We start from the raw sequence: 25,662 nt of genomic DNA, 5'->3' as shown, positions 1-25,662 counted from the left end.
TCTAGGTAACCTCTTTCTATAACAAGGTAGCAGACTATATTATAGGGCAAGAAGGTGAATAAGTGTCCGTATTAACAGAAAATGATGTAAGGCAAATGCTTGCAAGTGGACAGCTAAAAGAAAAGGGTCAAATAGTTGTACCACGTAATAAAATTATTACACCTTCAGCTAGAGCTTATTTATTAGAAAAAGGTATTGAAATGAAGATAGAGGATAATCTCATAGGAGAAGTGACAAAGGTGAGTGAAGAGCAGATGGCAAGCGATCGAACAGAGGTTTATGAGACTATGTTTGGTGCTAAATTAAATGAAAAACCTGAGCATATGACACACCTTAGAGACAATCTATTGGTATTCAAAGATCATCCTCGCATTGTTTTTAGAGGTGCGATAGATAGCTTAGAAGCAGAAATAGTTATGACACAGATTTTTGCAGAAAAAGAGCATTTGCCACAGATAATAGCAGACCTTGAAGAAATTATTAAGTTCATTAGAAGGTTATTAAGAAATGAAGTGTGTGGTGAACCAATAGGTGAATTTACGCTGCAAGGTCTAGATGCTAAAGAACTTAGAGAACACTCCCATCATCCAAGCAAATATTATGGTATCAAGCATTTTTTACCTCATTATAAACAAGGAGAAATGGTAGCTTATCTTAATAAACTGAGGACTTTAACACGTCAAACAGAGCTTATTGCCTATAAAGCTTTTAAAGACGAGTATGGGCAAGTGAGCAGAGAAGATATTATTAAGTCTTTAAACCGTTTATCCTCATTATTCTGGGTTATGATGTTTAAATACTTAGCAGGCAAATATAAAGCTAACGTATAAATTTTTTTAAAGCTAATGGAATAAATACAGTATAGAGAAGGGAGATTATATGTCAGCATCAGTAGACCAATTAGTAGACACCATAGTACAAGCCTTAAAAAAGCAATTATTTATTGAAGTAGAAGCTTCCGGTAGACACGTGCATCTTTCGAGACAAGATATAGATACATTATTTGGTGTAGGCTATAAGCTTACACCTGTGAAGGAATTATCTCAGCCAGGACAATATGCCTCTGCTGAACGTGTTACGATTTCTGGGCCCAAGGGAACTTTGAAAAATGTAGTAGTATTAGGTCCAGAAAGAAAAGCATCTCAGGTAGAAATTTCTCTAACAGATGCCCTAGTTCTAGGAATTAAAGCACCTATTAGGCAAAGTGGAGATATTACAGGAACACCTGAGATTACAATAAGTAATGGAGATAAGCAGGTAAAGCTTTCACAAGGACTTATTGTAGCTAAAAGGCATATGCATATTACCCCAGAGGATGCAAATAGGTTCCATGTAACAGATGGTGAGATTGTGAAAGTAAAAGTTTTTGGAGTAAGACCACTCATCTTTGATGATTTAGTAGTACGTGTAAGTAAGGATTTTAGAACATATATCCATATTGACTATGATGAAGCCAATGCATGTGGTTTTACTAAAGGCACCTTAGGTATGATTATTAAATAAGATGAGAAGGGGTGGGAGCATGTACAGTCAAACCTTAATAGATGAAATTTTGAATGAAGTTTATAAAAGGCTAGAGGATAAATGTAATGAACAAACTTCATTAAAGAAGCTGATATTTATTGGCCCCATGCCCGATGTAGGTTTAAAGTATTTAAAGCAAGCTTATAAGTGTAGTGTTTATAAGAATAGCGAGGAAAGCTATGAAGGGATAGTAATTACTAAGCTTACTATAGAGATGCTAGGCCATTTAGCTACTAGCTCGCCTGTTACAGAAGAGGAAAGTCTTATATTAAAAGCTCTTTTAAATGAGAAACAGGTTTATATGCTAGAAGAAGGTATAGAATACAGGCGTTACAAAGAGAATGCGCATAAAGCTCTATACACACTTTTAATGGATTACGAAGATAAGATTAAAAACTATGGTATTCAGTGTATTAGTCATTTAGATGAATTACTTAATAGTGCAAAGTCTAGAGATAATCACAAAGCACCAAAACCCATTACAGGTAATGTTAACTTTGATATGACTTATAAAAAGTTACTTTTAGAGGCAGACCTTATTAAGAAACATCTTGAAGGAATTTGTAGTGTTACTATTTCAAAAGGCTGCATTATTACCCCGCTAGCAGATGATTATATACGAAAGCATCATATTGAGATTAAAAGAGTATAGGAGATGCAGAAGCTATGGAAATAGGCAGGGTTATAGGGCGTGTATGGGCCACTAAGAAGGATGAACAGTTAAATGGTCAGAAATTCCTTGTTCTTAAGATACTTCTAGAACAAGGAAAGGAAAAACCAGAGCTTATTGTAGCAGCAGATATTATTGGTGCAGGAGTAGGTGATTTGGTGTTAGTGGTAAGAGGTGGTTCTGCACGTTATGCAGTAGGTAATCCGGATTGTCCTATTGATTCAGCCGTTGTTGGTATAGTGGATTCTATAGAGGTAGAGGAAAATGAATAGAAGCATAGGTGCACTTGAATTTAGGAGTATTAGTAAAGGAATTGAGATTTCTGACCAAATAGTAAAAAAGGCAAATGTTGAAATTATTTATTGTAGAACCATTTGCCCTGGTAAATTTTTAATTATTGTAACAGGAGATGAGGGCGCGGTAGATGAGGCTATTGATCATGGAAAGAGCCAAGTTGCTAGAATTTTAGTAGATAGTTTTAAACTACATGCAGTATCTCCTGTTATTATAGATGCTTTTAAAAATAAGTATGTAACTAAGGAAATAATAGATGCAATAGGTGTTGTAGAAACTAATAAGGTTTGTACGGGAATTGTAGCACTGGACCGCGTTTTAAAAGCTAGTGATGTTAGACTTATTAAAATGCAATTAGCACAATGTATTAGTGGCAGATTAGTTTTTACTATAACAGGTCCTGTTAGTAGTATTGAATATGGTTTCTTGGAAATTAAGAACATATTAAGTGAGAATGAGTATTCCAATACAGCTATTATTCCATCTCCCAGTAAGGAGATTAAAAAATACTTAATCTGAAAGTATCTAATGATAATCCAAATAAATGGAGGCGTTTTTTATGAGTATAAACGAAATCATTGTTTATATCATGGTGATTTTTGCAGTGCTTGGAGCTATAGATAAAATTATAGGTAATCGGTTCGGGTTAGGAGAGAAGTTTGAAGAAGGGATCATGGCTATAGGAACACTAGCCATATCTATGGTTGGTATTATAGCATTAGCACCTGTTATTGCAGAGCTACTTAAGCCAGTTATTGTTCCTTTATTCGGATTTTTAGGGGCTGACCCAGCTATGTTTGCAGGTTCTATTTTGGCAAATGATATGGGAGGAGCACCTCTTGCTGAAGCTTTAGCTATAGATCCTAATGCAGGACTATTTGGAGGCCTTATCGTAGGTGCTATGCTTGGGCCAACAATTGTATTTACTATTCCAGTAGGGCTAGGCATTATTGAAGAGTCAGATCGTAAATATTTGGCAACAGGAGTCCTAGCAGGGGTTATTACAATTCCTATAGGTGCCTTTGTGGGAGGACTTGTAGCAGGTTTTCCAATCATGATGGTTATTATGAATCTTATTCCAATCATTATTTTTGCAGTGCTTATCGCTTTAGGACTATTCTTTTTTGAAAATGGTATGATTAAAGGTTTTACTTACTTCGGAAAGTTCGTAGTAGCTGTTATTATCTTTGGTCTTGCGTTAGGTATTATTGAGCAGCTTACAGGTATTGTTATTATTCCTGGTATGACACCTATTTCGGAAGGTTTTACTATTGTAGCAGACATTGCGATTGTATTAGCTGGTGCATTCCCATTAGTGTATGTCATTACGAAAGTCTTTAAGACACCTCTAATGAAATTAGGAAAGGTATTAGGAATGAATGATGTGGGAGCAGCTGGCCTTGTAGCGAGTTTAGCTAATAGTATTCCTATGTTTGGCATGATGAAGGATATGGATGCAAGAGGGAAGATTCTAAATGTTGCATTTGCAGTATCTGCAGCTTTTGTATTTGGAGATCACCTAGGTTTTACCGCTGGCTTTAATCCAGAAATGATATTCCCTATGATAGTAGGAAAGTTAGTAGGGGGTATTACAGCTATTATTGTAGCTATGTTTATTGCCAATAAAACACTTGGAAAGGAAAAGGCATAGATGGATATAGATCGCTCAACTTTAGAGACACTTATTAAACAAATCATTGTAGAAAAACTAGGAGCAGGAAGTTGCAAGCATGTGGACTTTTCAAGACAAGTAACCTCTTCTGGTGTAATGTCTGTTAAGGTGCCAACTGTAAAAGTTGATGAAAGTAACCGTCTTGATACAGGCGTGGCTGCTGATATAGTTTATACAAAAGATTTATTTACCTTACAAGAAAGCCCAAGGTTAGGCTGTGGTGTGATGGAAATGAAATCGACTACCTTTGACTGGACATTAAACTATGATGAAATAGACTATGTCATTGAAGGCAGTTTAAGCATTATCATTAATGGGGAAACTGTAACTGCCAATGCAGGAGAATTAATTCTTATACCAAAAGGTTCTGTTATTAAGTTCTCTGTGCCTCATTATGCAAGATTTATTTATGTAACTTATCCAGCAGATTGGGCAGGACAAGCTTAAAAAATGGGAAATAGCAAAAGAGGATGCTTAAGGGCATCCTCTTTTGTTATTTTAGAACAGCTTTAAAGGGAAAATTGAGCTATAATATAAATAAGGAATAAACTTATCGGTAACTTCACTAGGCTATTTGGGCGGAACTGAGAGAGGGTGACTATCCTACGTGGTTCCGCTCCGCATTTTCAGTAGGCACTAAGCTCACTTATTTGGATGAACGCCCACAAACTCGTTTCCCTCAAACACGTGGGCTAAGTACCATCCAAAACGTTCGCTAAGTGCCTACTGAAAATACTCCGAAGTCACCCCGCTAGGACAGCCACCCTCTCTCAGTTCTACCAACAATAACGCGCAAAGTTACTCTCCTGAAGTGTTTTCAAGAAAAAAATAAAAATAGAAGAAAACTTAATACGTTATTGCTCTAGTCTTTTCCTTGGTTCTGAGTGTTTTTTTATTATCGTTACGCCTTCTTTCCACGCTGCTTCACTGTCTTGGATGTTTATGAGGTCAACAACGTTTGTGAAAATGAGTGGGTATGGGTGCCTGGAGTAGTGACTTGGGAACATTTTTTTAGAAGCACTTAGTGAACGTTTTAGATGGGTTTTAGGCAGCTGTTTGAGCGAAGCGAGTTCTGCCGTTCATCTAAATAAGTGAACTTAGTGCTTCTAAAAATGTGAACCGGAACAACGAAAGGCACCCATACCCACTCATTTTCTCTCAGACGTACTTCTCATAAACGCCAAGACAAATTTTTATTTATAAGAGCAATTGTATAATTACGTTATATCTATAATGAAGGATAAGATCAAATAAAAATACATAATTATATCGACTACAAAGGAGGATTGGCATTGAAGTTAATTATTTCTTACATACGTAGACATTTAATGGGATTTTGTCTAGCAATTTTATTTTTGGTCATTGAATCTTTTTGTGATTTAATGCAGCCCATGATGATGTCTAAAATAGTAGATGATGCAGTAGCTAGTGGTAATGCTACATTGGTGTTAAAGCTAGGAATGATGATGTTAGAAATTGCACTTATAGGTGCGGCAGGAGCAGTGGGTCGAAATTACTTTGCGGGGCATATTTCGCAGACTATAGGAAAAGAAATGCGCTCGGAACTTTACCGTAAAATTCAAAGTTTTTCTTTTGAAAATATAGACCATTTAGAAACGGCTTCGCTTATTACGCGTATTACTAATGATGTGGCTCAGATTCAAAACTTCATTAATGGCTGTATGCGAATACTAGTAAAGGCGCCCATTATTTGTATAGGAGCCATAGGGTTTATTATTATCCAGACGCCTGCACAAATACCGGTAGTGGTTTGTATTTTAGTCATAGCTACGGTGCTTATTATTGGCAATATGAAATTAGGGTATCCTAGATTTAGAAAAGTACAGATTAAACTGGATGCCTTAAATGATGTGAGCCGTTCCTATCTTAATCTTGTTCGTGTTGTAAAGGCTTTTGGGCAAGAAGAACAAGAAAAGGAGAGGTTTGGAGAGGTGGCAGATGAATTAGCAGTAGCTAATCAAAGTGCTATGAGAGTCAATGCAGTATTTAATCCACTGATTAGCCTAGTCGTTAACCTTGGTATTGTAGTTTTACTTTGGACAGCAGGTTATGAGGGGAGAGATATAGAAATAGGAAAACTCATGGCCAGTGTTAACTATATGACCCAGGTATTATTTGCGTTGGGAATGGTATCTAATATTTTAAATAATATGATACGTGCTAATGCTTCTGCTAGCCGTGTAAAAGAAGTATTAGAGGAAGTGCCTGCCATGATAGAGACCACCAAGGACAAAGAAATAGATTTAGCTGAAGGTATTTCTTTTGAGGACGTAAGCTTTCATTATCCTTCTACCAAAGAATATACCTTAGAGCATATCACTTTTCACATTCCTAGAGGAAAGACCTGTGGTATTATTGGTTCTACAGGTTCAGGGAAAACCACATTGATTCAGCTATTACTTCGTTTTTATGATACAACTGGCGGCAAGATAAAAGTAGGTAAGCAGGATGTCAAAGAAGTAAAGCTAAAAGCTCTACGTGAAAAGATGGCTTTAGTTTCTCAAAAGGCTCTTTTATTTAGTGGAACGATTGAAAGTAACTTAAGATGGGGACAGCCAGGAGTTTCAGAAGAAAAGTTAAAGGAAGCGATTCGCATTTCTCAGTGTGAGGGATTTATAGCAGATTTAGATCAAGGATTACAAACTGTCTTGGGGCAAGGAGGTATTAATCTTTCAGGTGGGCAAAAGCAAAGACTTTCGTTAGCTAGAGCGTTAGTTAAAGATCCAGAAATCTTAATATTAGACGATTGTACCAGTGCACTAGATGCTACTACTGAAGCCAAGGTGCTTCAAGGGATTAGCGCTTATGCAAAAGGTATGACAACCTTCTTAATTACCCAGAGGATTTCAACGGTTATGAAAGCAGATTATATTCTATGCTTGGAAAATGGAAAGTTAGTAGGAAAAGGAACTCATGAAGAATTGATGGAGCAGTGTTCTATTTATCAAGAGATTTATGAGTCACAGATAGGTGGTGAACAGGTTGGCTGATATGCAAAAGAATCCTATGGGAGCCAACCCAGGGTCAACTTGGAAAAGAAGTTTAGGTACCGTTGTAAAGCCTAAGAATTTCAAGTGAACGTTAAAAAGATTATGGGAACTTACAAAGGGCCAGAGGCAAGGACTAGGGTTAATTTTCATGTTATCAGGCTTTGCAGCTATTATTGTAATGGTTACACCCTATTTAATAGGAAAAGTAGTAGATTCAATAGAGGATGGCAATCCTAGTCTTGTATTATTAATGGCATTAGCTGCTTTTTATATAGGGGATTATCTGATTAAGTTCATGCAGGGCTATGCTATGGCAGCTGTTTCACAAAGGATGATTAAATACATTCGTAAGGTATTATTTAATCACTTTAATCACTTGCCACTTGCCTTTTTTGACAAAAGGCAAAATGGAGATCTTATGAGTAGGTTAACCAATGATATCGATAATATTAGTACAACTATATCAGACTCACTGACCCAGCTGATGCAATTAGTATTCACCATAGTTGGTGTATTTTTAGTGATGCTTTCTTTAAATATTTCATTAACAGGAGTAACCTTGGTGGCAGGCCCACTTATTTATCTTTTAACCAAGAGTATCACTAAAAGAACGAGGATACTTTTTAGGAAGCAGCAAGAAGCACTAGGAAGACTTAATGGTCATATCGAAGAAAGTATCTCAGGTACTATGATTGTTAAGGCTTATGGTAGGGAAGAAGCCTTGATAGAAGAGTTTGAAGAGGTAAATGATAAGCTAGCAGCAGTAGCTATTAAAGCGCAGATATGGTCAGGATTTTTAATGCCACTTATGAATGTTATCAATAACCTATGTTTTATATTTATAGCAGTAGTAGGAGGCTTGATGGCTACAAAGGGTGTTATTACAGTAGGGATTATCTCAAGCTTTTTACTTTATGCAAAGCAGTTTACACGTCCACTCAATGAAGTTGCCAACATTTATAATATTTTACAAACAGCTGTGGCTGGTGCAGAGCGTATCTTTGAAATTTTTGATGAAGAAGTAGAGCTAGAAGATGTACAAGGAGCCAAAGCATTGGCAAAGCCAAGAGGAGAGATTAGCTTTGAGGAGGTATGCTTTGGTTATGAAGAAGGGCAGCCTATTCTTAAGTCTATCAATCTAAATATAGAGTCAGGTACAAGAGTGGCCATTGTTGGTTCTACAGGGGCAGGTAAAACAACGATTATTAGTTTGCTTACTAGATTTTATGATGTAAGTTCCGGCAGAATTCTTTTAGATGGAGAAGATATAAGGAATTATCGAAGAAAAGACCTTAGGGATTGCTTTGGCGTGGTACTTCAAGATGCAGCACTTTTCCCTATGAGTATTCTAGAAAATATTAGATATGGCAAGCGAAATGCCACAGATGAAGAAGTAATAGCAGCTGCCAAAAGCGCTAACGCACATGACTTTATTCAAAGGCTTCCTAATCAATATCATACCATCATAGGGTCAGAAGCCAACACCTTAAGTCAAGGAGAGAAGCAGCTAATCACCATTGCAAGGGCTATTCTAGCCAATGCACCTATTATGATTTTAGATGAAGCTACTAGCTCAGTTGATACACGTACTGAACGAAAGATTAAAGAAGCCATCAAGACACTTACAACAGGAAGAACCTCTATCTTTATTGCCCATCGATTATCTACTATTAGAGATTGCTACATCATCGTCCTTGAAAAAGGTGAGATTGCAGAGATGGGCTATCATGAGGAACTTCTAGAAAAGCAAGGCATATACCATAGAATGTATCAGACACAAATTGGTGCGTAGTACTAGTAACTATTTGATGTAACGGATTGATGTAACAGAACAAAAATAGAGCGTGAGACCATTCCCATAATCTCACGCTGGAAAATGATATGTATCATATAGTATATAGATGCTATTTTTATCCTATCCTCATAAGAGATTTCGCATGATATACATATAGACTTTTCTGACTGCTATCTAAATCAAATAAGGATTTAACTTATACTTGAGTATTTATTTTATCATAGCTAATATTTCTGCCTCTGGAGTTGAAGAATCACAACGCACTTCTACTTGTCCATTATGACTGACAATAAAGCCTGGTACAGTTAGAATATTATACTTTTCTCTAAATGAGTTAATTTCCTTATCTAGAGCATTATCACTTTCTATATAATAAATAGCCTGGTTAATTTCATTAGTCAATCCACTTAATTTTCTAGCAAACTTACGACAGAATGGGCATGTTGCACGACCAATATAAACAATAGCTAATTCTTCTTTAGACAGTAATTGATCTGCTTCTGTAGAAAATATTTTCTTAAATGATTTCACATCTTCTTCGTATGTAGCTTGTTCAAACATTTTGGTCCTCCTAGGTTTTTAGCATATTATATCAAAACTAAATGATGTCATCAAACATTTGTATTCTTATCTGAGTGCTTTGCCGTGAAGAATATATAATGTATGGTACCCATTATGATATAAATCATACATAATAATGAATGAAAATATATTAATTAAGGGGTAAAATGAAGAGATAGTAACTATGTTTAAAAAGAAGAGATTAGACTTATAACTTAAAAAAGAGTATCACTATTTTGCTGGAGAAATAGTTTGAGCTCTTAATCTATAGGTGATCAAATACAAGAGGATAGTGATAAAGCTGGCACTATCAAAAGATATAAAGGGAGAGAAATATGAAAAATACAGTATTATTAGTAGTTGATGTTCAAACAGCACTTGTTGAAGCAGGTCCATATAATAAAGAAAGGGTCATAGGTAACATAGCTTACCTTCTTCAGCTCTGCAGAGCAAATGGAGTAGAGGTGGTCTATGTGCGTCATGATGATAGAGAGGGGAGTAACCTTGAACAAGGGACTCCAGGATGGCAGATTTATAATGAAATTAAGCCTATGAAAGAAGAACGTATTTTTGAAAAGCAGTATAATAGTGCTTTCTTACATACAGGGTTAAAAGCATATCTTGATAGCAAGCAAGTAAAAAACATTATTTTAGTAGGTATGCAGACAGAATACTGTATTGATACAACTTGTAAAGTTGCTTTTGAGCATGGCTATCAACCTATTATTCCAGAGGAAACGAATATGACCTTTGATAATGAGTATTTAACTGGTAAACAACTATATGAGTTTTACAACTATAAAGTTTGGAATAAACGTTTTGCTACAGTACAATCAATAGAAGAATTAGAAGAAGAGTTAAAGAAGTAATTCTTATTAGATGAAATTATTAATAGAATAGATATTTACAATAAATGGACAATGCTCTTTAAAGCCTTAAGCTTTAAAGAGCATTGTCCATTTATCGATAGATTCAAATCCGAGACGGTGATAAATTTTACCTGCTTCTGGATTATTATAGAATAAACAAAGTGATTTACATTCATTCTCAATAAAATCTCTATATAAAACATAATTTAAGGATATGCAGAAGTTATAAAAAAAGTAGATATTATAAACCAAATGCTCATTATAAATATTTTATTAAATCACAATATTATTAACATTTTGTACATTTTTATTGCTATAGATAAACCATTTTAAATACTGTTATATGTTTGTATGATTTCTGTTATTTTTCATATCCTAAGTAAAAAAGGATTAGGAGATGACATTTATGAGCAGAACAACTTCCGTAACAGCTGAACTTCATGGATACTCGTTAGAAGAACTAAAAAAATTAAGAAGATCTTATTCTACAGAGATAGGTAGGAATGTTCTTACGACAGTTGTTATGCTTATAGAAGGCAATTCAGTTAAACAAATTGCAGATTTTCTTGCAGTACGTTTAATTACTGTTTATACCTATATAAATCGTTGGAATGAGCTTGGTATTTCTTCTTTAGAAGACTATAGAGGTAGAACCCCTTCTAATTGCAAAATGACAGCTGAAATGGAACATGATCTTTTAGAAGTGGTTCAGCATAATATCCCTAATGATTTTGAGTTTCTAGGCAATGTTTGGACTGCCAAGCTTTTATCAGATTATCTTAATCAAAACTACGGGATAAGGCTATGCCCACAATGTATTAGAGATACACTTCATAAAAACAACTATAGCTTCAAACGAGCTCAAAAAAGACCAAGTAAAGGTGTAAAATCTGAGCAAGAATCGTTTAAAAAAATGATAGAAACTACGAGTACTGTAGAAAACGATTCTGATAGTGTTTTGTATGTTATGGACGAAACTGCCCTAAGAACAGAATCTGATAACAGGAGAACTTGGAGTCCAGTTGGGGTGTCCCCTATCTTAGAAAGCAATGGTTCTCATCAAGGGGTTAATATTATTGGTGCAACAGAAATAACCAAAAACTTTGATACAATAGCCGATATATATGATGCAGCACATACTATCAAAGGTAAAGAAATAAAAGAATTTTTAAGTGAACTATTAGAACGTAATCTTGGAAAGAAGGTGTATGTTGTTTTAGATAATGCTAAAACACATAATAATCATGAGATTCAAGAGTTCTGGAGTCAAAATACTAATAGGTTAGTACTTATTAATACCCCCGTTTATTCACCACAACTTAATCCACAAGAAAACATTTGGAACTTGCTTAAGAATAAAGTGTATACAGTAGGTGCTAAAGAGAGTACTGATGCACTCTTTGAAGAAGTTAATCATCTATATAATCAATTCAATGATGATAAAGGGCTAATTAAAAACATCGTTAATCCCAGAAATTACTACTTCAAGTCCAGAATATAAGTAGGTATTTTAGTCCTACTTATTTCCTGAAATATTACAACATTATTTAGTTTTATAAATGGTTTATCTATATTCTCATTATTTATATCTATAATATTTATGCATATGTGGATTATATTTACTTTTTTGACAGCGATCAAACACATTACTTGAGATAATATGGCTAAAACATCAAAAATTAAGTAATGTGATAAATCTATTATTAATGCTATTGGGGGAACATTATGAAAGTAACATTTGAATATGAAGAAACGCAGTACTTATCAATCAAAAGCATAGCTGTAATAGGGGATTTTAATGCTTTTGATGCTAGTAAAGGGGAAATGAAAAAAGAAGGGGATAAATGGGTTTTAGAATGTATAGCTGAACCGGGGCAACATTTTTATAAATATCTCATTAACGATGGTATTAAACTAAATGATCCTCTAGCAAATTTATATTTGCCTGATGATCATGGGGAACTTTGGTCTGTTCTTATGATCAGTGAAGAAGATGTTAGACTTTATAATAATGCAGAATATACAGTACATATAGAGCAATACAATATATCTTCTAATATTCATGAGGGACAAGTTCCAAATAATAAAAAAGATTTTAACCTATTTATAGATAAAAAAGTAGTTACTAGATTTGAGTTTACCAGTGTAACGGGATTACATTCAGTAACAGCTATCTGGTTCAATGCACTAGGAGAAGTGTTTGAAATAAGTGAAAATCACTTATACACGCCAGAAGGAGATGAAGATAAACCTCTAGTAATATGGTTTTGGATTAATTTAGAGGATTCAAAAAGAACTTATCATCATGGACTTTGGACAATGAAATTATTTATAGATGGACAATTTGTCTTAGAAGATAAATTTAATATTGGAAGAATAAGTACCTATTCATCGGCAGGACTACTGCAATCAAGAGCATAAGGGGATAAAACTAAAATGGCTAATATTATGGTCACAAAGAGATGCAATTTAAGATGTTCCTATTGTTTTGCTAATGAGTTTGTTGGAAAAAGCACAGAAGACATTTCCTTATCTTCATTTATGAAAGCTATTGATTTCTCACTTACCAATTCTGACGAAGGCATAGGTATAATTGGAGGAGAACCTACTGTCCATAAACAATTTAAGCAAATGCTGCAGCTTATTATAGAAGATAATAGAATAAAAAGATGCACATTATTCACCAATGGGATCCTTATAGATGAGTATGTAAAAGAACTTACACATCCGAAATTTAGTTTGCTTATAAACTGCAATGCACCAAATGATATAGGGGCTAATCAATTTGAAAAGACAGTAAAGAACATAGATTTATTTGCTGAAGAATATTACATGAGAGATAGAATAACTCTTGGTATTAATATGTATAAACCAAATTTTGAGTATCAATATCTCCTAGAGCTACTTAAGCACCATCAATTTAAATATGTAAGAACATCTCTTAGTGTGCCAAATACGGAGCAACTTCGAAGACAAAGTGCACTTGATTATTTTTATGAAATGAAGCCATATGTTCTTAATTTTTATCATGATGCTTTGGATGTGGGAATTATTCCGTTTTATGACTGCAATGCTATTCCTAAGTGCATTTTTCAGGAGAACGAACTAGAAATGCTTAGACGAAAACTTATAGCTACAGGAAATGATGATCGAAATCTACTAAGTGATTTTGTAACCTGTGAGCCTGTTATTGATATTTTGCCTGATTTAAGTGTTATTCGTTGTTTTGCTCTCTCTGAATATGAGAAAGCCAAAATATCAGATTTTAACACTATATTTGAAGCAAAAGCTTACTTTAATAACTGCTTCGATACCCTTTGCTACCAAATCTGTACAGATATAAGATGTAAGGATTGCTACGAGCGTCTGACAATGAAATGTTCGGGAGGATGTTATGCCTTTAAAGCCAATAAGGTTATAGAATGCAGAAATATAATTGATGATATAAACACTAGAAACTAAATGACATCATTTTAACTTATTTTATTTAGCAACATATTAACTTAATGACTATTATTAATCTATTCTAGAAATATAATTCACTTACAAAATAAGTGTTTATATAATAAAGTATAAGGAGATGAAATAAGGTGGGAATATTTTCTTTAGTAGCAAGTGGAATTGCTTCAGCTGTTAGTAGCTATAGATCAAGTAGTAGCTCTTCAAGCAGTAGTAGCTCTTCAAGCAGTAGTAGTTCTTCAACAAGTAGTTACAAGTCAAGCAGTAGTTATTCAAGTAGTAGCTACAAACCAAGCAGTAGTTATTCAAGTAGTAGTTCTTCAACAAGTAGTTACAAGCCAAGTAGTAGTTATTCAAGTAGTAGCTCTTCAGCCAGTAGCTCTAGTAACGTAGTGAATACAGTCAGTAGTATAGTTAGTGGTATAAAAAATACTGTAACAGCAATTACAAATACCATAGCCCAGAATACTTCTACAACATCATCTGGGTCAACGACAACAGTAACAACTAGCAGTAGTGTACAAGCTTCCACATCTCAGAACAGTTCTAGTACTAGTTCTAACAATAGTAGCAGCTCTAGTCCCAAAATTAATACAAGTCCAAGTGGGGGTACATCTAGTACAATAATAGGTGCAGTTACTAGCGTAGTTGCAGGAGCAGTAACTGGTTCAGTTACTGGAGCAATCACAGGTGCCGCAGTAGCAGTTATAAATGCGGTAGCACAAACACCCAATACCACAACTTCAGGATCAAATACAACAGTAACAACGAGCAGTAGTGTAAAATCCTCTACATCTACTACTAGTTCCAACAACAGTACCAGTCCAGGTAGCAATTCTAGTCCCCAAACTAGTACAAATTCAAGCAATGGTACATCTAGTACAATAATAGGTGCGGTTACTAACGTAGTTGCAGGAACAGTAACTGGTTCAGTTACTGGAGCAATCGCAAGTGCAGTAGCAACAGTTATAAATAATATAGCACAAACAGCCAATACCACAACGTCAGAAGCAACTAGCAGTAATGTAAAATCTTCTGAATCTAACAGTAGTTCTAGCTCAAACATAGCAAAAGTAGCAACTACTATTGTAAATGCTGTTACTCAAAATGCGGCAACTCAGTCAACTTCGACTGGTTCAAAAACAACAGTAACTACCAGCGATGATGTAAAAAAGACAGCTACAAAGGTTGTGGATACTGCAGCAGATATGGTAACTACAATAAGTAAAAGTTTATCCTTTGTTGCACAATCAACAGCAAACAAAAATATTCAAACACCTGCTTCAACGGCAAGTACTATTAAACAAGTTACTTCTCTCATATCGCAAACTTTTATGGGTACTATTCTAGGTAAAGGGAATACTGGTACAATATTTGGGGGAGCTGGTAATATACTTAAAGGTTCATTAGCTGGAGCAGTAAAGGATTCGGAAGATGTTTCTTCTAAGTATAGAGATATAAAAGCAATAAATATGCCTGTATACTTCCATCAAAACACATCTAATATGCCGCAAGCAAACATTTTAAATACATCTCTTTTATCATCAACATTTAAGGGCAATAAAACACTCCTTTCAATGTCAGGGGCTCTTTCTGCTGTAAAAAGTAGCTCTATTTCTAATCCAGTTGTAACTGCAACAATTCCTAAAAATGGTGATACAAGAAAACTGTTACAATTTGGAATGGGAGATCCAACTAATAAGGTTACTACAGATGAAAGTAAGATAATTATGCAACTACAGAAGGATTTAGAACTATTAGGCTATCTAGATACAGGGGGATATTATGGCTATTATGGAAAGGATACAAAAGGAGCGGCAAATGAGTTTAAGAAAGATCATAAACTGGACAATACAGGAGTAAATGAAGGGAAAGTTGGAATTACCACTTTAGCATCTATACAACAAGAAGTAAACAACGTCAAAAATAAAAAGACAACATCAGAAAAACAAAAGAGTACAGGTGTAAAATATGAAGGAGAGCATAAGTTTACCATTAAGGGTACTAATATAGAACTTGATTCAGAACAATTTAGACAAGGAATCATAGTATATAATGTAGTAAAAAATGGTATTTTTAAAGATGGAGTACCAGTATCTCCAGAAAATTATTCCTACGTACCAACGGAAGTAAGAGAGGCAAAGAGTAGCAATAATCAAAGAACTACTAATCCATATGCAATAGGAACAACAGCAAATTTCCGTGTAATGGAAGAAGAGCAATTAAAGAGCAGCAATAATAACAATGATAAAAAAATACTAATTCATATGCAGTGGGAACAACAGCAAATTTCCGTGTGATGGAAGAAGAGCAATTAAAACAGAGTACGCAATTTAGTTATTCCAAAGAAGAATATGAAAAAGATATGGAAAGGTATATTACGAAACAAAAATTCTATAATTTTACACTTGGAGGGATGACCCCTTTTATTGCTGCTAATGAAATGGTACAAGACAATATTACAGGAGGATACTCGTTAGTTGTAGAACCAGGCTTAAGACTAATGGATATGGGTGCAATCTTGGCGGGAAATATGATTGGAACTGTATCAGATTACGAGCTTGATAAAAAGAAGGATGAATATATACAATATGGCCAGAAGTATACAAGTAGTGTAGTTGAACTTGGGCAGAATATTTTTAACCCTAACTTAAATGAAAATACTATATTAGGTGCCCCTTATCGAGCCATTGCAGGTTTCGAGTCATTTATAACGGGCAAAATGTCTCCAGAAGGATTAGTTCATTATCAGAAAGATGTATTTGCTACTGTAGAAACAGTAGTGGGTGGAGTTTTAGGACTTAAAAAAGTAGATCAATTAGGATCTAGCTTATACAAAAAAGCTGATGGCTTTTTAACTAAAACAACAAATAATATCTTTAATGATGTAAAAACGAGTATTATAGAAGATATTCAAAAAAGTGATTTAGATGCTGCTATAAAAGAAGCAGACAAAGCTGATGTAGGTTCAAGCACAAAAGAAGTGGGTAACACTAGAGTAGATGGCAAGAGGCTATCTGAAATGACAGATCAAGAGCTCGCTGATTTAGGATATAAGAGATATAGTGATGGAAGTATACGAGATTCAAAAGGTCATTTTGCAGGAAATTCAGGAACAATACCAGGAACGCCAGGAGTTGATATAGCAGAAAAATACTTGATAGATAATGGTTTTGTTGTAAATGGGCGAGAAATAAGTGTAAGGACAGGTGATGGAACATTAAGAAGATATGATATTGTTGTTACGGCTCCTGATGGAACCGTGGTAGGAGTAGAAGTAAAAAGTGGAAGTGCAACACGAACAGCTCAGCAGATATCAATAGATAATGAATTAATTAATACTGGTGGTTTAGATACTGTAGGTCAAAAAGCTGTTGATGCTAATATTCAAAGGATAACAGATGTTAAGATAGCCTATGTAGATAGGAATGGGAATATTATAATTGAATAGTAGATAAAAAGAAAGGTGAAAAATGGATAGATCACAAAGAAATGTAATAGAAATTGAAAAAATAATGCTTTCTATTCTGGGAAAGGATGGATTTAAAAAGAAAAAGAAACATATGTTAATTCGTTTATGTGGAGAATGTATTCAACATATTTCTATATTAGAAACAAAAATTAAAGGAAAAGATGAAGTGTACATAAGTATTGCAATTGGATTTTCCTATGAAAAATTAAATAAGTGTATTTCATTTATTAGAGGTGAAAACTATGATAGTAGGTGGGCAACCTCAAATATCAATATGACTACCCTTATTAATAATGGAGAAACTTATGGGTTTTATGTAAATGAATTTACAAATCTTTCTGAAGTGGCTTTAGATATCGCTGAGTGCATTCAAAATTTTGCATATCAGTTTTGGGAAAAGTGTAATAATATGCAGAAGTATAAAACTATGCTGATTAATAAAGATGATGAAGTATGTATGAGTACATATACATTGAAAAGACCAGAGTGGAACTTGTTAGCGTTATCATTGTTGTTAAACGATAACTCGTATGATAGAATTATGTGTGAATACAAAAAAGAATTAATAAAGAATAAAAGTATATTTGAGGGCATAGAAGAACGTATAAGTCAATTTAAAGAAATGGAGAAACATAATGGCTAGGGATTTGAGTTTCTGGAAAAGTAAAAAAAATACTCATTTAGAGAATAGAGAAATATATGCATTATTATCCAGTGGTGAATATGTAAAAGGCTTGGAATTATTACCAACAAAAGAGATACTTGATGATTTCAGAGAAGGCTTTAGTGATTGGAAATATAATGCTCAAAATTACTTTGAAAAAGGAAATGAGTCATTCCAGTTGATGATTACAACTCAATTTGTCAGATGTGATTGTTATTCTATGTCAGAATTTAATATGAATAGGATTATTGATATCATGCTTAATTATGACTGTCCACTATATGATTCGGTAATTGATGTTAGATTTGAAAATTAAGATAATTAAAATTAACAAGAAATTATAATGAGATAAATAAGATAATAGGTAGTCTAGTTATTATATCTATTGTTTAGTAGAGTAAAATTAAGAATAAAAATTCATATTTCCCCGGCACACCAATTAAGTTTGGTCTCTGCTGGGTTTTCTTTTTGCCTAGAAACTTCTAACTCCAAAAAAGAGATATACAAAAATAAATAAAAAGTATGTATAAATAATTCATGATTGCAAATACTAATCTTGTAAGTACTATAAACTAACAGAATAGGAGGTGACCACAATGTCCGACTTAATCAACATTCGCCTTACCAAAGATTGTCCATCTGTACAAGCTATGGACGAAGCTGCTAAAGCATTAGGGATGTCTCGCAATGAAATGATGATAAAAGCTATTAAAATGTTCATAGGTTTTGACGCTACATTTTATAAGCGATTAGAAGCGTATAGCCAAAAAGTCAAAGTACCTATGCACATAGCTATTCAAAATACCATCATTAAAAGATGGGCACAGGACAATGCGAAGAAAGTAGTTTGGGAGATTAATAAAGACTTGTTGCTTGAGTTTTCTTTATGTAGCGAAGGAATCATTGGGCCGAAAGAACTCTATGAAATGATTTATCAAATGACCTTTGCAGAAGAAGCCAAAGAACGCATTGCAGAACTTGAACAAGAAGTGAGTCAAGGGTTAGAGCTGAAAGGTTCAGATAAAGTATTCTATGAGACCTATAAGTCTAAGTATGGTTATACACCGGATTTAAAGCAAACCACGCAAGATGAAAGTATGGCCTATTGGCAAGAAGAACTCAAATAGGAGAGGGAGAGCATATGAGGCAAGTAAAAGAACAAATCATCAGATGCCCACACTGCAATCAAAAGCTATTAGATGCACAGTATATTGTAGGGACAATTAAGTGTTCTAAGTGTAAACAAATTGTAAAGCTGGTCATTAAAGACGTAGGCTAAAAGGAGCATAGAGCCATAAGGAACCGAAAGCCGAGTTATCCAGAGAGCATAGCACACTATTTCTAAGAGATTAGAGGCAGTTGTAGCTAGGCTTATTTTATTGACTCCATTAACTTAAGAGGGAGGTAACTAGAAATTGAAGAGTGAAATATTAGAAATGGCATTCAAGTATGCAGATAAAGGCATTGTTTTATAACTATAAAGTTTGGAATAAACGCTTTGCTACAGTGCAATCAATAGAGGAATTAGAAGAAGAGCTAAAGAAGTAATGCTTAATCAATAAATTACTAACAGAATAGATATCTACAATTAAACAATGCTCTTTAAAGCCTTAAGCTTTAAAGAGCATTGTCCATTTATCGATAGATTCAAATCCGAGACGGTGATAAATTTTACCTGCTTCTGGATTATCATAGAATAAGCAAAGTGATTTACATTCATTCTCAATAAGATCTCTGCAAAGCTTAGAAAGTGAGGCAGACATAAGTCCTTGATGACGATAAGCTTTACGTGTAGCAACGCCTATGATCATAGCAGACATAGAGTTTTCAGCAGTAGTTTGTACCACGTTTTTAAGAATGCCATCTTCCGTTTCTGTATAATAAACACGCCCGGCACCAGAACGAATAACACGTTCTAATGATTCTGGTTTAGAAGGAGATTCATTAAATTCTTCAATCTCATTTAATAGTTCACAGATACGCGTAGCATCCTCAGGAGTGGCAACTTTTATAGGTAGACTAACAACTTTAAGGTGTTCAGCTGTTTTAAGTTCACAAAAGTAAGTACTCTTGTAGTGATAGGTATTAAAATAAGGTTTAAATAAGTTAAGAACACTTTCTTTTCCGGAAATACCCACATGGTTTGCATCTGATTTAATAATTTCTACAAATGGTAATGGATTAAAGTCAAGAGCTTTATAGTAAGGAATATAAAATTCATTATAACGAACCAGTATGCCTTCTAGTTCACCTAGAATATTAAAGTCGCCCCAAAACTCTTGAAAGTCTTTATCAAACCCATCTTGTTCAATATCACCAATCATAAAAAGATTAATAGCAGGCTCTGCGCTAAGAAAAGCTAAAGTCTGTGTACGGTCTGCTTCTACTAATTTACGAATCATAGATATCCCCCCGTTTTTTGAGTAATTTCATCTATAGTATCACTAACATTAATAGTTGTCAAATAATAAGATATAATTCAAAATAAATAAAAAGATATTGACTCTACCCTTACAGGAGTATGTAAAGTAAGTTTAGTTACAAAGTCATACAACTATGAAAGGAGAGCAAATGAATACAATTATAGAAGTGAATGGACTAAGAAAGCAGTATAGCAATAAGGTTGCAGTAGACGGTTTATCTTTTCAGGTGAACCAAGGGGAAGTCTTTGGCCTTCTAGGGCATAATGGGGCAGGGAAATCTACAACGATTAATTGCATTCTAGGGCTTAAAAGCTTTGAAGGAGGTAGTGCTACTGTACTAGGTATGAAAGCGGCCAACTCCAGAAAGCAGCTTTTTGAGAGAGTGGGTGTTCAATTACAACAATCTTGTTACCAAGACCGCATTAAGGTAGAAGAGCTTTGCCAGGAGACTGCTGCTCTTTATAAGGACACTGCAGATTATCAGCAGCTACTAGAAGCTTTTTCATTAAGTGAGTTTAAAAAACAATACGTGTCTACTTTATCTGGAGGAGAAAAGCAAAAACTATCGGTATTACTGGCTCTTATCTCAAAACCAGAGGTTATTTTTCTAGATGAGTTAACAACAGGTTTAGATACAGCAGCTAGAAGAGAAGTATGGAAGAAACTACGTGAACTGAAGGGAAAAGGAGTGACCATTCTTCTTACCTCTCACTATATGGATGAGGTAGAAGCACTCTGTGACCGGATTTGCATTTTACAAGAGGGAAAGGAAATAGTCAGTGGTACTGTAAAGGAAGTCATAGCAAGTAGTCCTTATGAATGTCTAGAAGAAGCTTATCTTTGGTATATGGGAGAGGAGGTAGAAGCATGAAAAGATTTTTAACATTACTTAAAATAGAGGGGCGTGTAGCTCTTAGAGGAATCGATGGTATTTTCTTTGGTGTATTAATGCCAGTAGGGATTGCCCTTTTAATAGGGATGATTTGTGGAGATAAACCAGCTTTTGAGGGGGCAGATTATACTTTTGTGCAAGGCTCTTTTGCGGCCCTCATTACTGTGGGGATATGCGCTACAGCTTTTATGGGAATTCCTCTTACATTAGCAGATTATAGAGACAAAAAAATATTAAAGCACTACTGTGTGACACCCGTTAGTCCAGCTGTGATATTATTAGTACAGGTAGTCATTAATATGATAACGGCCTTAGTTTCCGCGGTAGCAGTTTACCTAATGATGAAGTTTGGATTTGAATATCAGCTTCAGGGTTCTATCCTAGGATTTATAGGAAGCTATATGCTAGTGATGGTGGCTATGTATGGGCTAGGCATGCTTATGGCAAGTTTATGTACAACAGTAAAAACAGCTAATCTAGTGTGCACTTTAGTTTACTTCCCAATGCTCTTTTTATCTGGGGCAACGATTCCTTATGAGGTATTACCTAGCCCTCTTCAAGCTACAGCTAATGTATTACCTTTAACCCAGGGCATTAAACTACTTAAAGGCTATTCTCTAGGAACACCTGTAAGTGACTTAGCATTTCCGATTCTTTTAATGCTAGGCATTGCTCTCATAAGTAGTGTCATTGCAGTGAAAAAATTTAGATGGGAATAGGAGGAGAGAAGATGGAAGAGAAGAATCAATGTGAAAAAGTAGAGCCAACTCTATATAAAATCGGCTTATTTTCTCAAATGAATCATGTCACTATTAAGACCTTGAGGCATTATGATGATATAGGTCTTTTACATCCAGAACATATTGATGAGGAGAATGGATATAGATATTATACCTCTAATCAATTACCTGTTTTACATGAAATATTAGCGCTTCGACAGATGGGTTTTTCCTTGGAGGAAATAAAGAAGGTTCAAGAGGGAATGTCCGTAGAGGAGCTTCTTCTTAATAAAAAAGCCGAATTAATTAAAAGAATTGCAGAGGAAAATATGAAGCTTTCTCAGGTGGAATATTATCTTATTCATAAGGGAGGGGACAGGTCTTACAATGTCATTCTTAAGGAATTGCCAGAGGTCATTGTAGCTTCTATGAGAACGATTATTCCTAATTACAATGCCCTTTTTAATATTGTGCCTCCTATGGGACGTGAAATGGAGAGGTTAGGTTGCATTTGCGCAGTGCCTGAATATTGTTTTAATATTTATCATGATGGTGAATATAGAGAGGAAAATATAGATGTAGAGGTTTGCGAAGCTGTTACTGAGATGAAAGAAGACTCAGAGATGATTACCTTTAAAACCATTGAAAAAGTAGAAATGGCTGCATGTGCCTTGCATAAAGGACCCTATGAAGACTTTCCAAAAGCTTATGGAGCTATTTTAGCATGGATGGAGGAGAATGGATTTGAAATAGCAGGCTATCCAAGAGAGTCTTATATTGATGGTATTTGGAATAAAGACACACCGGAAGAGTGGTTAACTGAAATACAGTTTCCTGTAAAAAAGATTCAGAAGTGATACAAAAAGGCAGAAAGCTATAGGGTAAATTATATTTACAAAACAAAATACAAACACTATTTGATAATTATTTAGGCCGTTTGAGAAAAAGTCTACTATAGGGATAGAAAAGATATTTCAAGGAATGAGCTCAGGGCAAATAGAAGACTCCTTAAATGGTATTCGCTCAGCCAGCAGTGCCGGCCTTAATGTAATTATGGTACCAGATTTAATTGAGCCAACAAAGGAGATTCTATTTCTAATACAAACTTAACTGTGAAAAAATATGAGGATGTACCCTATTTTGATGAAGCAAGATTAACACTAATATGTAAAAAGCTGTATGCACAAGAATTAAAAGAAGAATGTTTTATTGATAAGGATATTATAGATGAGTGGTATCCAGAAAGAGATTATCATATAATGTATGTAGTAGAAATCGAAAAAATATTAGAAAAGTAATACCCCTTAAATAAAAACGATGTGTATTTCAAACACATTAATAATAGACGAAATTAGTAAAAGAGATTAATAGGGTGCTATGGGGAGCACAGAGGGGAATCCCCTCTGTCGTATTAAGGAGAGTGCTCAGCTGACACGCTCTTTGTCAGCGCCGAAGGGAACCTAGGATTCCCTAGCAGAAGAAATGTGGACGCTAGTCCACTTTTTTATTTTGTTCAATTTGATTTTATAAGTAACCGATTAAATTTTCAGAATAAAATGTGACCTTTATAAAACTTAATGTGTCTAAAAAGTAGAAAAGGAGGAGAATAATCAATGACAGAGTATGAGTTAGAGCAGATGATGAATCAATATGGTGATTACATTGCACGTACATGCTATATCTATTTAAAGGATTGGGCATTAGCCGAAGATGCTGTGCAAGAGGTATTTATTAAGGCGTATAGATACATAAGTGAATTTAGGAAAGAGTCCAGTGAGAAAACTTGGCTCACTAGCATTGCTATTAATATTTGCAAAAATTATGTGAGGACAAGTTGGTTTAGAAAAGTACAAATTGGAATTGAAAAGATTGAAACGCGTAATACGTTAGAGGACGAATTGATTAATCAAATTAACCAAAGTGAGTTACTCAAACAAGTAATGGATTTACCTATTAAATATCGTGAAGTTATTCTCCTATATTACTATCAAGACTTTAAAATAAATGAAATTGCAGAGATACTTGGCATAAGTGAAAGTAGTATAAAAATGAGACTGAACCGAGCAAGAAAAAAGCTCAAAGATGATTTTGAGGAGGAATGTATATATGGATGAGAGATTGTTTAAAAAAGAAGTAGATACATATTTAGAACCAGTAAGATTATCGGACCAAGCGAAAAGAAATATTCGATTAGCATGCAGTGAAGATAAGCAGGAAAGCAAGTATTTATCCAGGCGTTATATAAAGTATAAAAAGGTTTCAGTAGCTATGTTAATGCTTTTAATTTGTTCAAGTACGATTCTGGCCATGGATTATACATTAGGATTAGGTTTGTTTTTTGAGCAGGAAGAAATGAAAAAGGTAATAGATGAAGTACAATATGTAAAAGCTTATGATGAAAATCAAAAGGTTAAAATGGAAGTAAAAGAAGTCCTTAATCAAGGACATGGAGCAGTTGCTACTGTTCAGTTTACAAATTTGGGAGATAAACCATGGACGAAGGATGTAGTATGTCAAAGAATTAACTTTGTAATGGGAAGACGTAAATTTGGGCATCCATCATCTAAAGGGGTACTCTCTTCAGATGGTAGACAGCTTACTTATTGCATTGAGACATTTAACAACCCTGATTTAGTTAGTGATTCACCTATTAAAATTAAAGCTGAAAACCTTATGAAAAAACAAAGTATAGAAAAAGAAATAAAAATTCCTCTTAAGCCTTTTAAAGTTACAGAAATAGGCAGTACAGTAGAAAAAAATATAGAAAAAGAGGTCCAAGATAAAGGAGGATTAGCTATGGAGCTAAGGGAACTCTTAAATCGAAGAACCGAAGGTGGAAAAACAGCTGTAATCGATGAGGAGTATCCTTCAGTTTTATTAAAAGGTATTGCTGTTATTAATATTAAAGGTGATGAAAGATATAAAGAGAATCAAAATATTCAGGGGATTGCGATTCATATAACAGGTGACAAACCTTATATACAATCTGGGGACTCTAGAGAGATAAGGTCACAAAAATTAAATATGAAGTACGTAGAACCATATACAGAGGGCGAAATTACAGAGCTTGTAGATACAAGAACAGGACAAGTCTATAAGGCAGAAGAATTTGATTATTATGGTGTAAATGAAATTGTATATGGAGAGGTATTAAGCTATTTTCCTAATATAACCCCAGAACAAATCCCCTATTTGGAAGCCACCAAAATTGTTTATGATAAACAAGATGTATTAGTAGATAGCACATGGGAAGCTGAGTTTAAAATAGATCTGGGCAATGTTAAGAAATGGGAAACCAATATCCAAATGGATAAGACAGATTATAAGGTTATGGTGGATGAGGTGTATTTAACAAATACAGGTATTCAAGTAAAAGAACGTACAATTTATAAGAAAACTAATAGGTTTGCTGGTTATTTTAATAGTTACTGGCTAGATATTACACTGATTGATAATCAAGATAAAGAGATTAAGCTAAAGAATGTTGGTCTAATTTTAGGAGAAGATGACAGTAGTAAATCAGAGTACTATATATTAACTTATGAAAATTGTGATGAAAAACAGGAATTTATTGATGTTAATAATATTAAAAAAATCATTATCAATGACAATGAAATTAATTGTCAGGAATAAGAAA

29 protein-coding genes are annotated in these 25,662 nt (G+C 34.4%); 27 read left to right on the top strand and 2 right to left on the bottom strand.

Going from position 1 to position 25,662, the window contains the following annotated elements; all coding sequences use genetic code 11:
* Positions 1 to 62: 62 nt before the first annotated feature.
* The 9 genes from CLOLE_RS20470 (at position 63) to CLOLE_RS20430 (ending at position 8,963) form a co-directional block, all read left to right on the top strand.
* Positions 63 to 830 carry a cobalamin adenosyltransferase gene (locus CLOLE_RS20470; RefSeq protein WP_013659033.1) on the top strand — a complete coding sequence of 256 codons (768 nt, stop codon included), beginning with the start codon at positions 63 to 65 and terminating at the stop codon, positions 828 to 830.
* Between the two features lie 49 nt (positions 831 to 879).
* On the top strand, positions 880 to 1,503 hold the full coding sequence (gene eutD / locus CLOLE_RS20465) for an ethanolamine utilization phosphate acetyltransferase EutD (RefSeq protein ID WP_013659032.1): 624 nt from the start codon (positions 880 to 882) through the stop codon (positions 1,501 to 1,503).
* Positions 1,504 to 1,522: 19 nt separating this feature from the next.
* A complete protein-coding gene (locus CLOLE_RS20460) occupies positions 1,523 to 2,176 on the top strand; it encodes a hypothetical protein (protein WP_013659031.1) in 654 nt (217 codons plus the stop codon).
* A 14-nt stretch (positions 2,177 to 2,190) separates the two neighbouring features.
* The gene (locus tag CLOLE_RS20455) at positions 2,191 to 2,466 is read left to right on the top strand and encodes a EutN/CcmL family microcompartment protein (protein WP_013659030.1); all 276 of its coding nucleotides are present in this window, start codon (positions 2,191 to 2,193) and stop codon (positions 2,464 to 2,466) included.
* Complete coding sequence (locus tag CLOLE_RS20450) at positions 2,459 to 3,007, top strand: BMC domain-containing protein (RefSeq protein WP_013659029.1); 549 nt, start codon at positions 2,459 to 2,461, stop codon at positions 3,005 to 3,007. Before CLOLE_RS20455 ends, CLOLE_RS20450 begins: the two co-directional genes overlap by 8 nt.
* A 40-nt stretch (positions 3,008 to 3,047) precedes the next feature.
* Positions 3,048 to 4,139 carry an ethanolamine utilization protein EutH gene (eutH, locus tag CLOLE_RS20445; protein WP_013659028.1) on the top strand — a complete coding sequence of 364 codons (1,092 nt, stop codon included), beginning with the start codon at positions 3,048 to 3,050 and terminating at the stop codon, positions 4,137 to 4,139.
* Positions 4,140 to 4,607, top strand: a complete 468-nt coding sequence (locus tag CLOLE_RS20440; protein WP_013659027.1) for a cupin domain-containing protein — start codon at positions 4,140 to 4,142, stop codon at positions 4,605 to 4,607. It begins immediately after the preceding gene.
* A gap of 845 nt (positions 4,608 to 5,452) precedes the next feature.
* Entirely contained in the window at positions 5,453 to 7,171 is a 1,719-nt protein-coding gene (locus CLOLE_RS20435; RefSeq protein ID WP_013659026.1) for an ABC transporter ATP-binding protein, read from the top strand.
* A 148-nt stretch (positions 7,172 to 7,319) separates the two neighbouring features.
* Positions 7,320 to 8,963, top strand: coding sequence for an ABC transporter ATP-binding protein (locus CLOLE_RS20430; protein WP_013659025.1), 1,644 nt, complete (start codon positions 7,320 to 7,322; stop codon positions 8,961 to 8,963).
* Between the two features lie 213 nt (positions 8,964 to 9,176).
* Here the strand turns inward: CLOLE_RS20430 and CLOLE_RS20425 are convergent, their stop codons facing one another.
* Positions 9,177 to 9,527: a thioredoxin domain-containing protein gene (locus CLOLE_RS20425; RefSeq protein ID WP_013659024.1), complete on the bottom strand. Its 351-nt coding sequence runs from the start codon at positions 9,525 to 9,527 to the stop codon at positions 9,177 to 9,179.
* A 335-nt stretch (positions 9,528 to 9,862) separates the two neighbouring features.
* On the opposite strand from CLOLE_RS20425, the gene CLOLE_RS20420 reads away from it, so the two are divergent.
* From CLOLE_RS20420 to CLOLE_RS23390, 11 genes are all read left to right on the top strand, one after another.
* Positions 9,863 to 10,396, top strand: coding sequence for a cysteine hydrolase family protein (locus CLOLE_RS20420; protein WP_013659023.1), 534 nt, complete (start codon positions 9,863 to 9,865; stop codon positions 10,394 to 10,396).
* A gap of 406 nt (positions 10,397 to 10,802) precedes the next feature.
* The gene (locus CLOLE_RS20415) at positions 10,803 to 11,897 is read left to right on the top strand and encodes an IS630 family transposase (protein WP_013655600.1); all 1,095 of its coding nucleotides are present in this window, start codon (positions 10,803 to 10,805) and stop codon (positions 11,895 to 11,897) included.
* 224 nt (positions 11,898 to 12,121) lie between these two features.
* A complete protein-coding gene (locus tag CLOLE_RS20410) occupies positions 12,122 to 12,817 on the top strand; it encodes a hypothetical protein (protein ID WP_013659022.1) in 696 nt (231 codons plus the stop codon).
* A gap of 15 nt (positions 12,818 to 12,832) precedes the next feature.
* On the top strand, positions 12,833 to 13,858 hold the full coding sequence (locus CLOLE_RS20405; protein WP_013659021.1) for a radical SAM protein: 1,026 nt from the start codon (positions 12,833 to 12,835) through the stop codon (positions 13,856 to 13,858).
* A 153-nt stretch (positions 13,859 to 14,011) separates the two neighbouring features.
* Positions 14,012 to 14,248, top strand: a complete 237-nt coding sequence (locus CLOLE_RS20400; RefSeq protein WP_013659020.1) for a hypothetical protein — start codon at positions 14,012 to 14,014, stop codon at positions 14,246 to 14,248.
* On the top strand, positions 14,248 to 16,155 hold the full coding sequence (locus tag CLOLE_RS20395) for a hypothetical protein (protein WP_013659019.1): 1,908 nt from the start codon (positions 14,248 to 14,250) through the stop codon (positions 16,153 to 16,155). Before CLOLE_RS20400 ends, CLOLE_RS20395 begins: the two co-directional genes overlap by 1 nt.
* Positions 16,128 to 17,306: a hypothetical protein gene (locus CLOLE_RS20390; protein WP_162145096.1), complete on the top strand. Its 1,179-nt coding sequence runs from the start codon at positions 16,128 to 16,130 to the stop codon at positions 17,304 to 17,306. The genes CLOLE_RS20395 and CLOLE_RS20390 overlap by 28 nt, the downstream gene beginning before the upstream one ends.
* Positions 17,307 to 17,328: 22 nt before the next feature.
* The gene (locus CLOLE_RS20385) at positions 17,329 to 17,970 is read left to right on the top strand and encodes a hypothetical protein (protein WP_013659017.1); all 642 of its coding nucleotides are present in this window, start codon (positions 17,329 to 17,331) and stop codon (positions 17,968 to 17,970) included.
* Positions 17,963 to 18,307, top strand: a complete 345-nt coding sequence (locus CLOLE_RS20380) for a hypothetical protein (protein ID WP_013659016.1) — start codon at positions 17,963 to 17,965, stop codon at positions 18,305 to 18,307. The genes CLOLE_RS20385 and CLOLE_RS20380 overlap by 8 nt, the downstream gene beginning before the upstream one ends.
* Before the next feature lie 280 nt (positions 18,308 to 18,587).
* Positions 18,588 to 19,118, top strand: a complete 531-nt coding sequence (locus tag CLOLE_RS20375) for a hypothetical protein (protein ID WP_013659015.1) — start codon at positions 18,588 to 18,590, stop codon at positions 19,116 to 19,118.
* A 14-nt stretch (positions 19,119 to 19,132) separates the two neighbouring features.
* The gene (locus CLOLE_RS23390; RefSeq protein ID WP_013659014.1) at positions 19,133 to 19,270 is read left to right on the top strand and encodes a hypothetical protein; all 138 of its coding nucleotides are present in this window, start codon (positions 19,133 to 19,135) and stop codon (positions 19,268 to 19,270) included.
* 331 nt (positions 19,271 to 19,601) lie between these two features.
* On the opposite strand, the gene CLOLE_RS20370 is transcribed toward CLOLE_RS23390, so the two are convergent.
* Entirely contained in the window at positions 19,602 to 20,393 is a 792-nt protein-coding gene (locus tag CLOLE_RS20370) for a GNAT family N-acetyltransferase (RefSeq protein ID WP_013659013.1), read from the bottom strand.
* A 169-nt stretch (positions 20,394 to 20,562) separates the two neighbouring features.
* Here CLOLE_RS20370 and CLOLE_RS20365 point away from each other — a divergent pair, with 169 nt between their 5' ends.
* The 7 genes from CLOLE_RS20365 (at position 20,563) to CLOLE_RS20340 (ending at position 25,658) form a co-directional block, all read left to right on the top strand.
* Positions 20,563 to 21,285, top strand: coding sequence for an ABC transporter ATP-binding protein (locus CLOLE_RS20365; RefSeq protein WP_013659012.1), 723 nt, complete (start codon positions 20,563 to 20,565; stop codon positions 21,283 to 21,285).
* Positions 21,282 to 22,025 (top strand): ABC transporter permease, encoded by a 744-nt coding sequence (locus CLOLE_RS20360; RefSeq protein WP_013659011.1) that lies wholly within the window; start codon positions 21,282 to 21,284, stop codon positions 22,023 to 22,025. The genes CLOLE_RS20365 and CLOLE_RS20360 overlap by 4 nt, the downstream gene beginning before the upstream one ends.
* An 11-nt stretch (positions 22,026 to 22,036) precedes the next feature.
* Entirely contained in the window at positions 22,037 to 22,882 is an 846-nt protein-coding gene (locus CLOLE_RS20355; RefSeq protein WP_013659010.1) for a MerR family transcriptional regulator, read from the top strand.
* A 124-nt stretch (positions 22,883 to 23,006) separates the two neighbouring features.
* Positions 23,007 to 23,135 carry a hypothetical protein gene (locus CLOLE_RS23870; protein ID WP_270049147.1) on the top strand — a complete coding sequence of 43 codons (129 nt, stop codon included), beginning with the start codon at positions 23,007 to 23,009 and terminating at the stop codon, positions 23,133 to 23,135.
* A 2-nt stretch (positions 23,136 to 23,137) separates the two neighbouring features.
* A complete protein-coding gene (locus CLOLE_RS20350) occupies positions 23,138 to 23,323 on the top strand; it encodes a hypothetical protein (RefSeq protein WP_242825755.1) in 186 nt (61 codons plus the stop codon).
* A 315-nt stretch (positions 23,324 to 23,638) separates the two neighbouring features.
* Positions 23,639 to 24,139, top strand: a complete 501-nt coding sequence (locus CLOLE_RS20345; protein ID WP_013659009.1) for a sigma-70 family RNA polymerase sigma factor — start codon at positions 23,639 to 23,641, stop codon at positions 24,137 to 24,139.
* The gene (locus tag CLOLE_RS20340) at positions 24,132 to 25,658 is read left to right on the top strand and encodes a hypothetical protein (RefSeq protein WP_013659008.1); all 1,527 of its coding nucleotides are present in this window, start codon (positions 24,132 to 24,134) and stop codon (positions 25,656 to 25,658) included. Before CLOLE_RS20345 ends, CLOLE_RS20340 begins: the two co-directional genes overlap by 8 nt.
* Positions 25,659 to 25,662: the final 4 nt, after the last annotated feature.

Origin of the sequence: Cellulosilyticum lentocellum DSM 5427 (genome assembly GCF_000178835.2) — a bacterium.
GTDB classification, from domain to species: Bacteria; Bacillota; Clostridia; order Lachnospirales; family Cellulosilyticaceae; genus Cellulosilyticum; species Cellulosilyticum lentocellum.
This window is presented reverse-complemented; position numbering and strand designations above follow the sequence as displayed.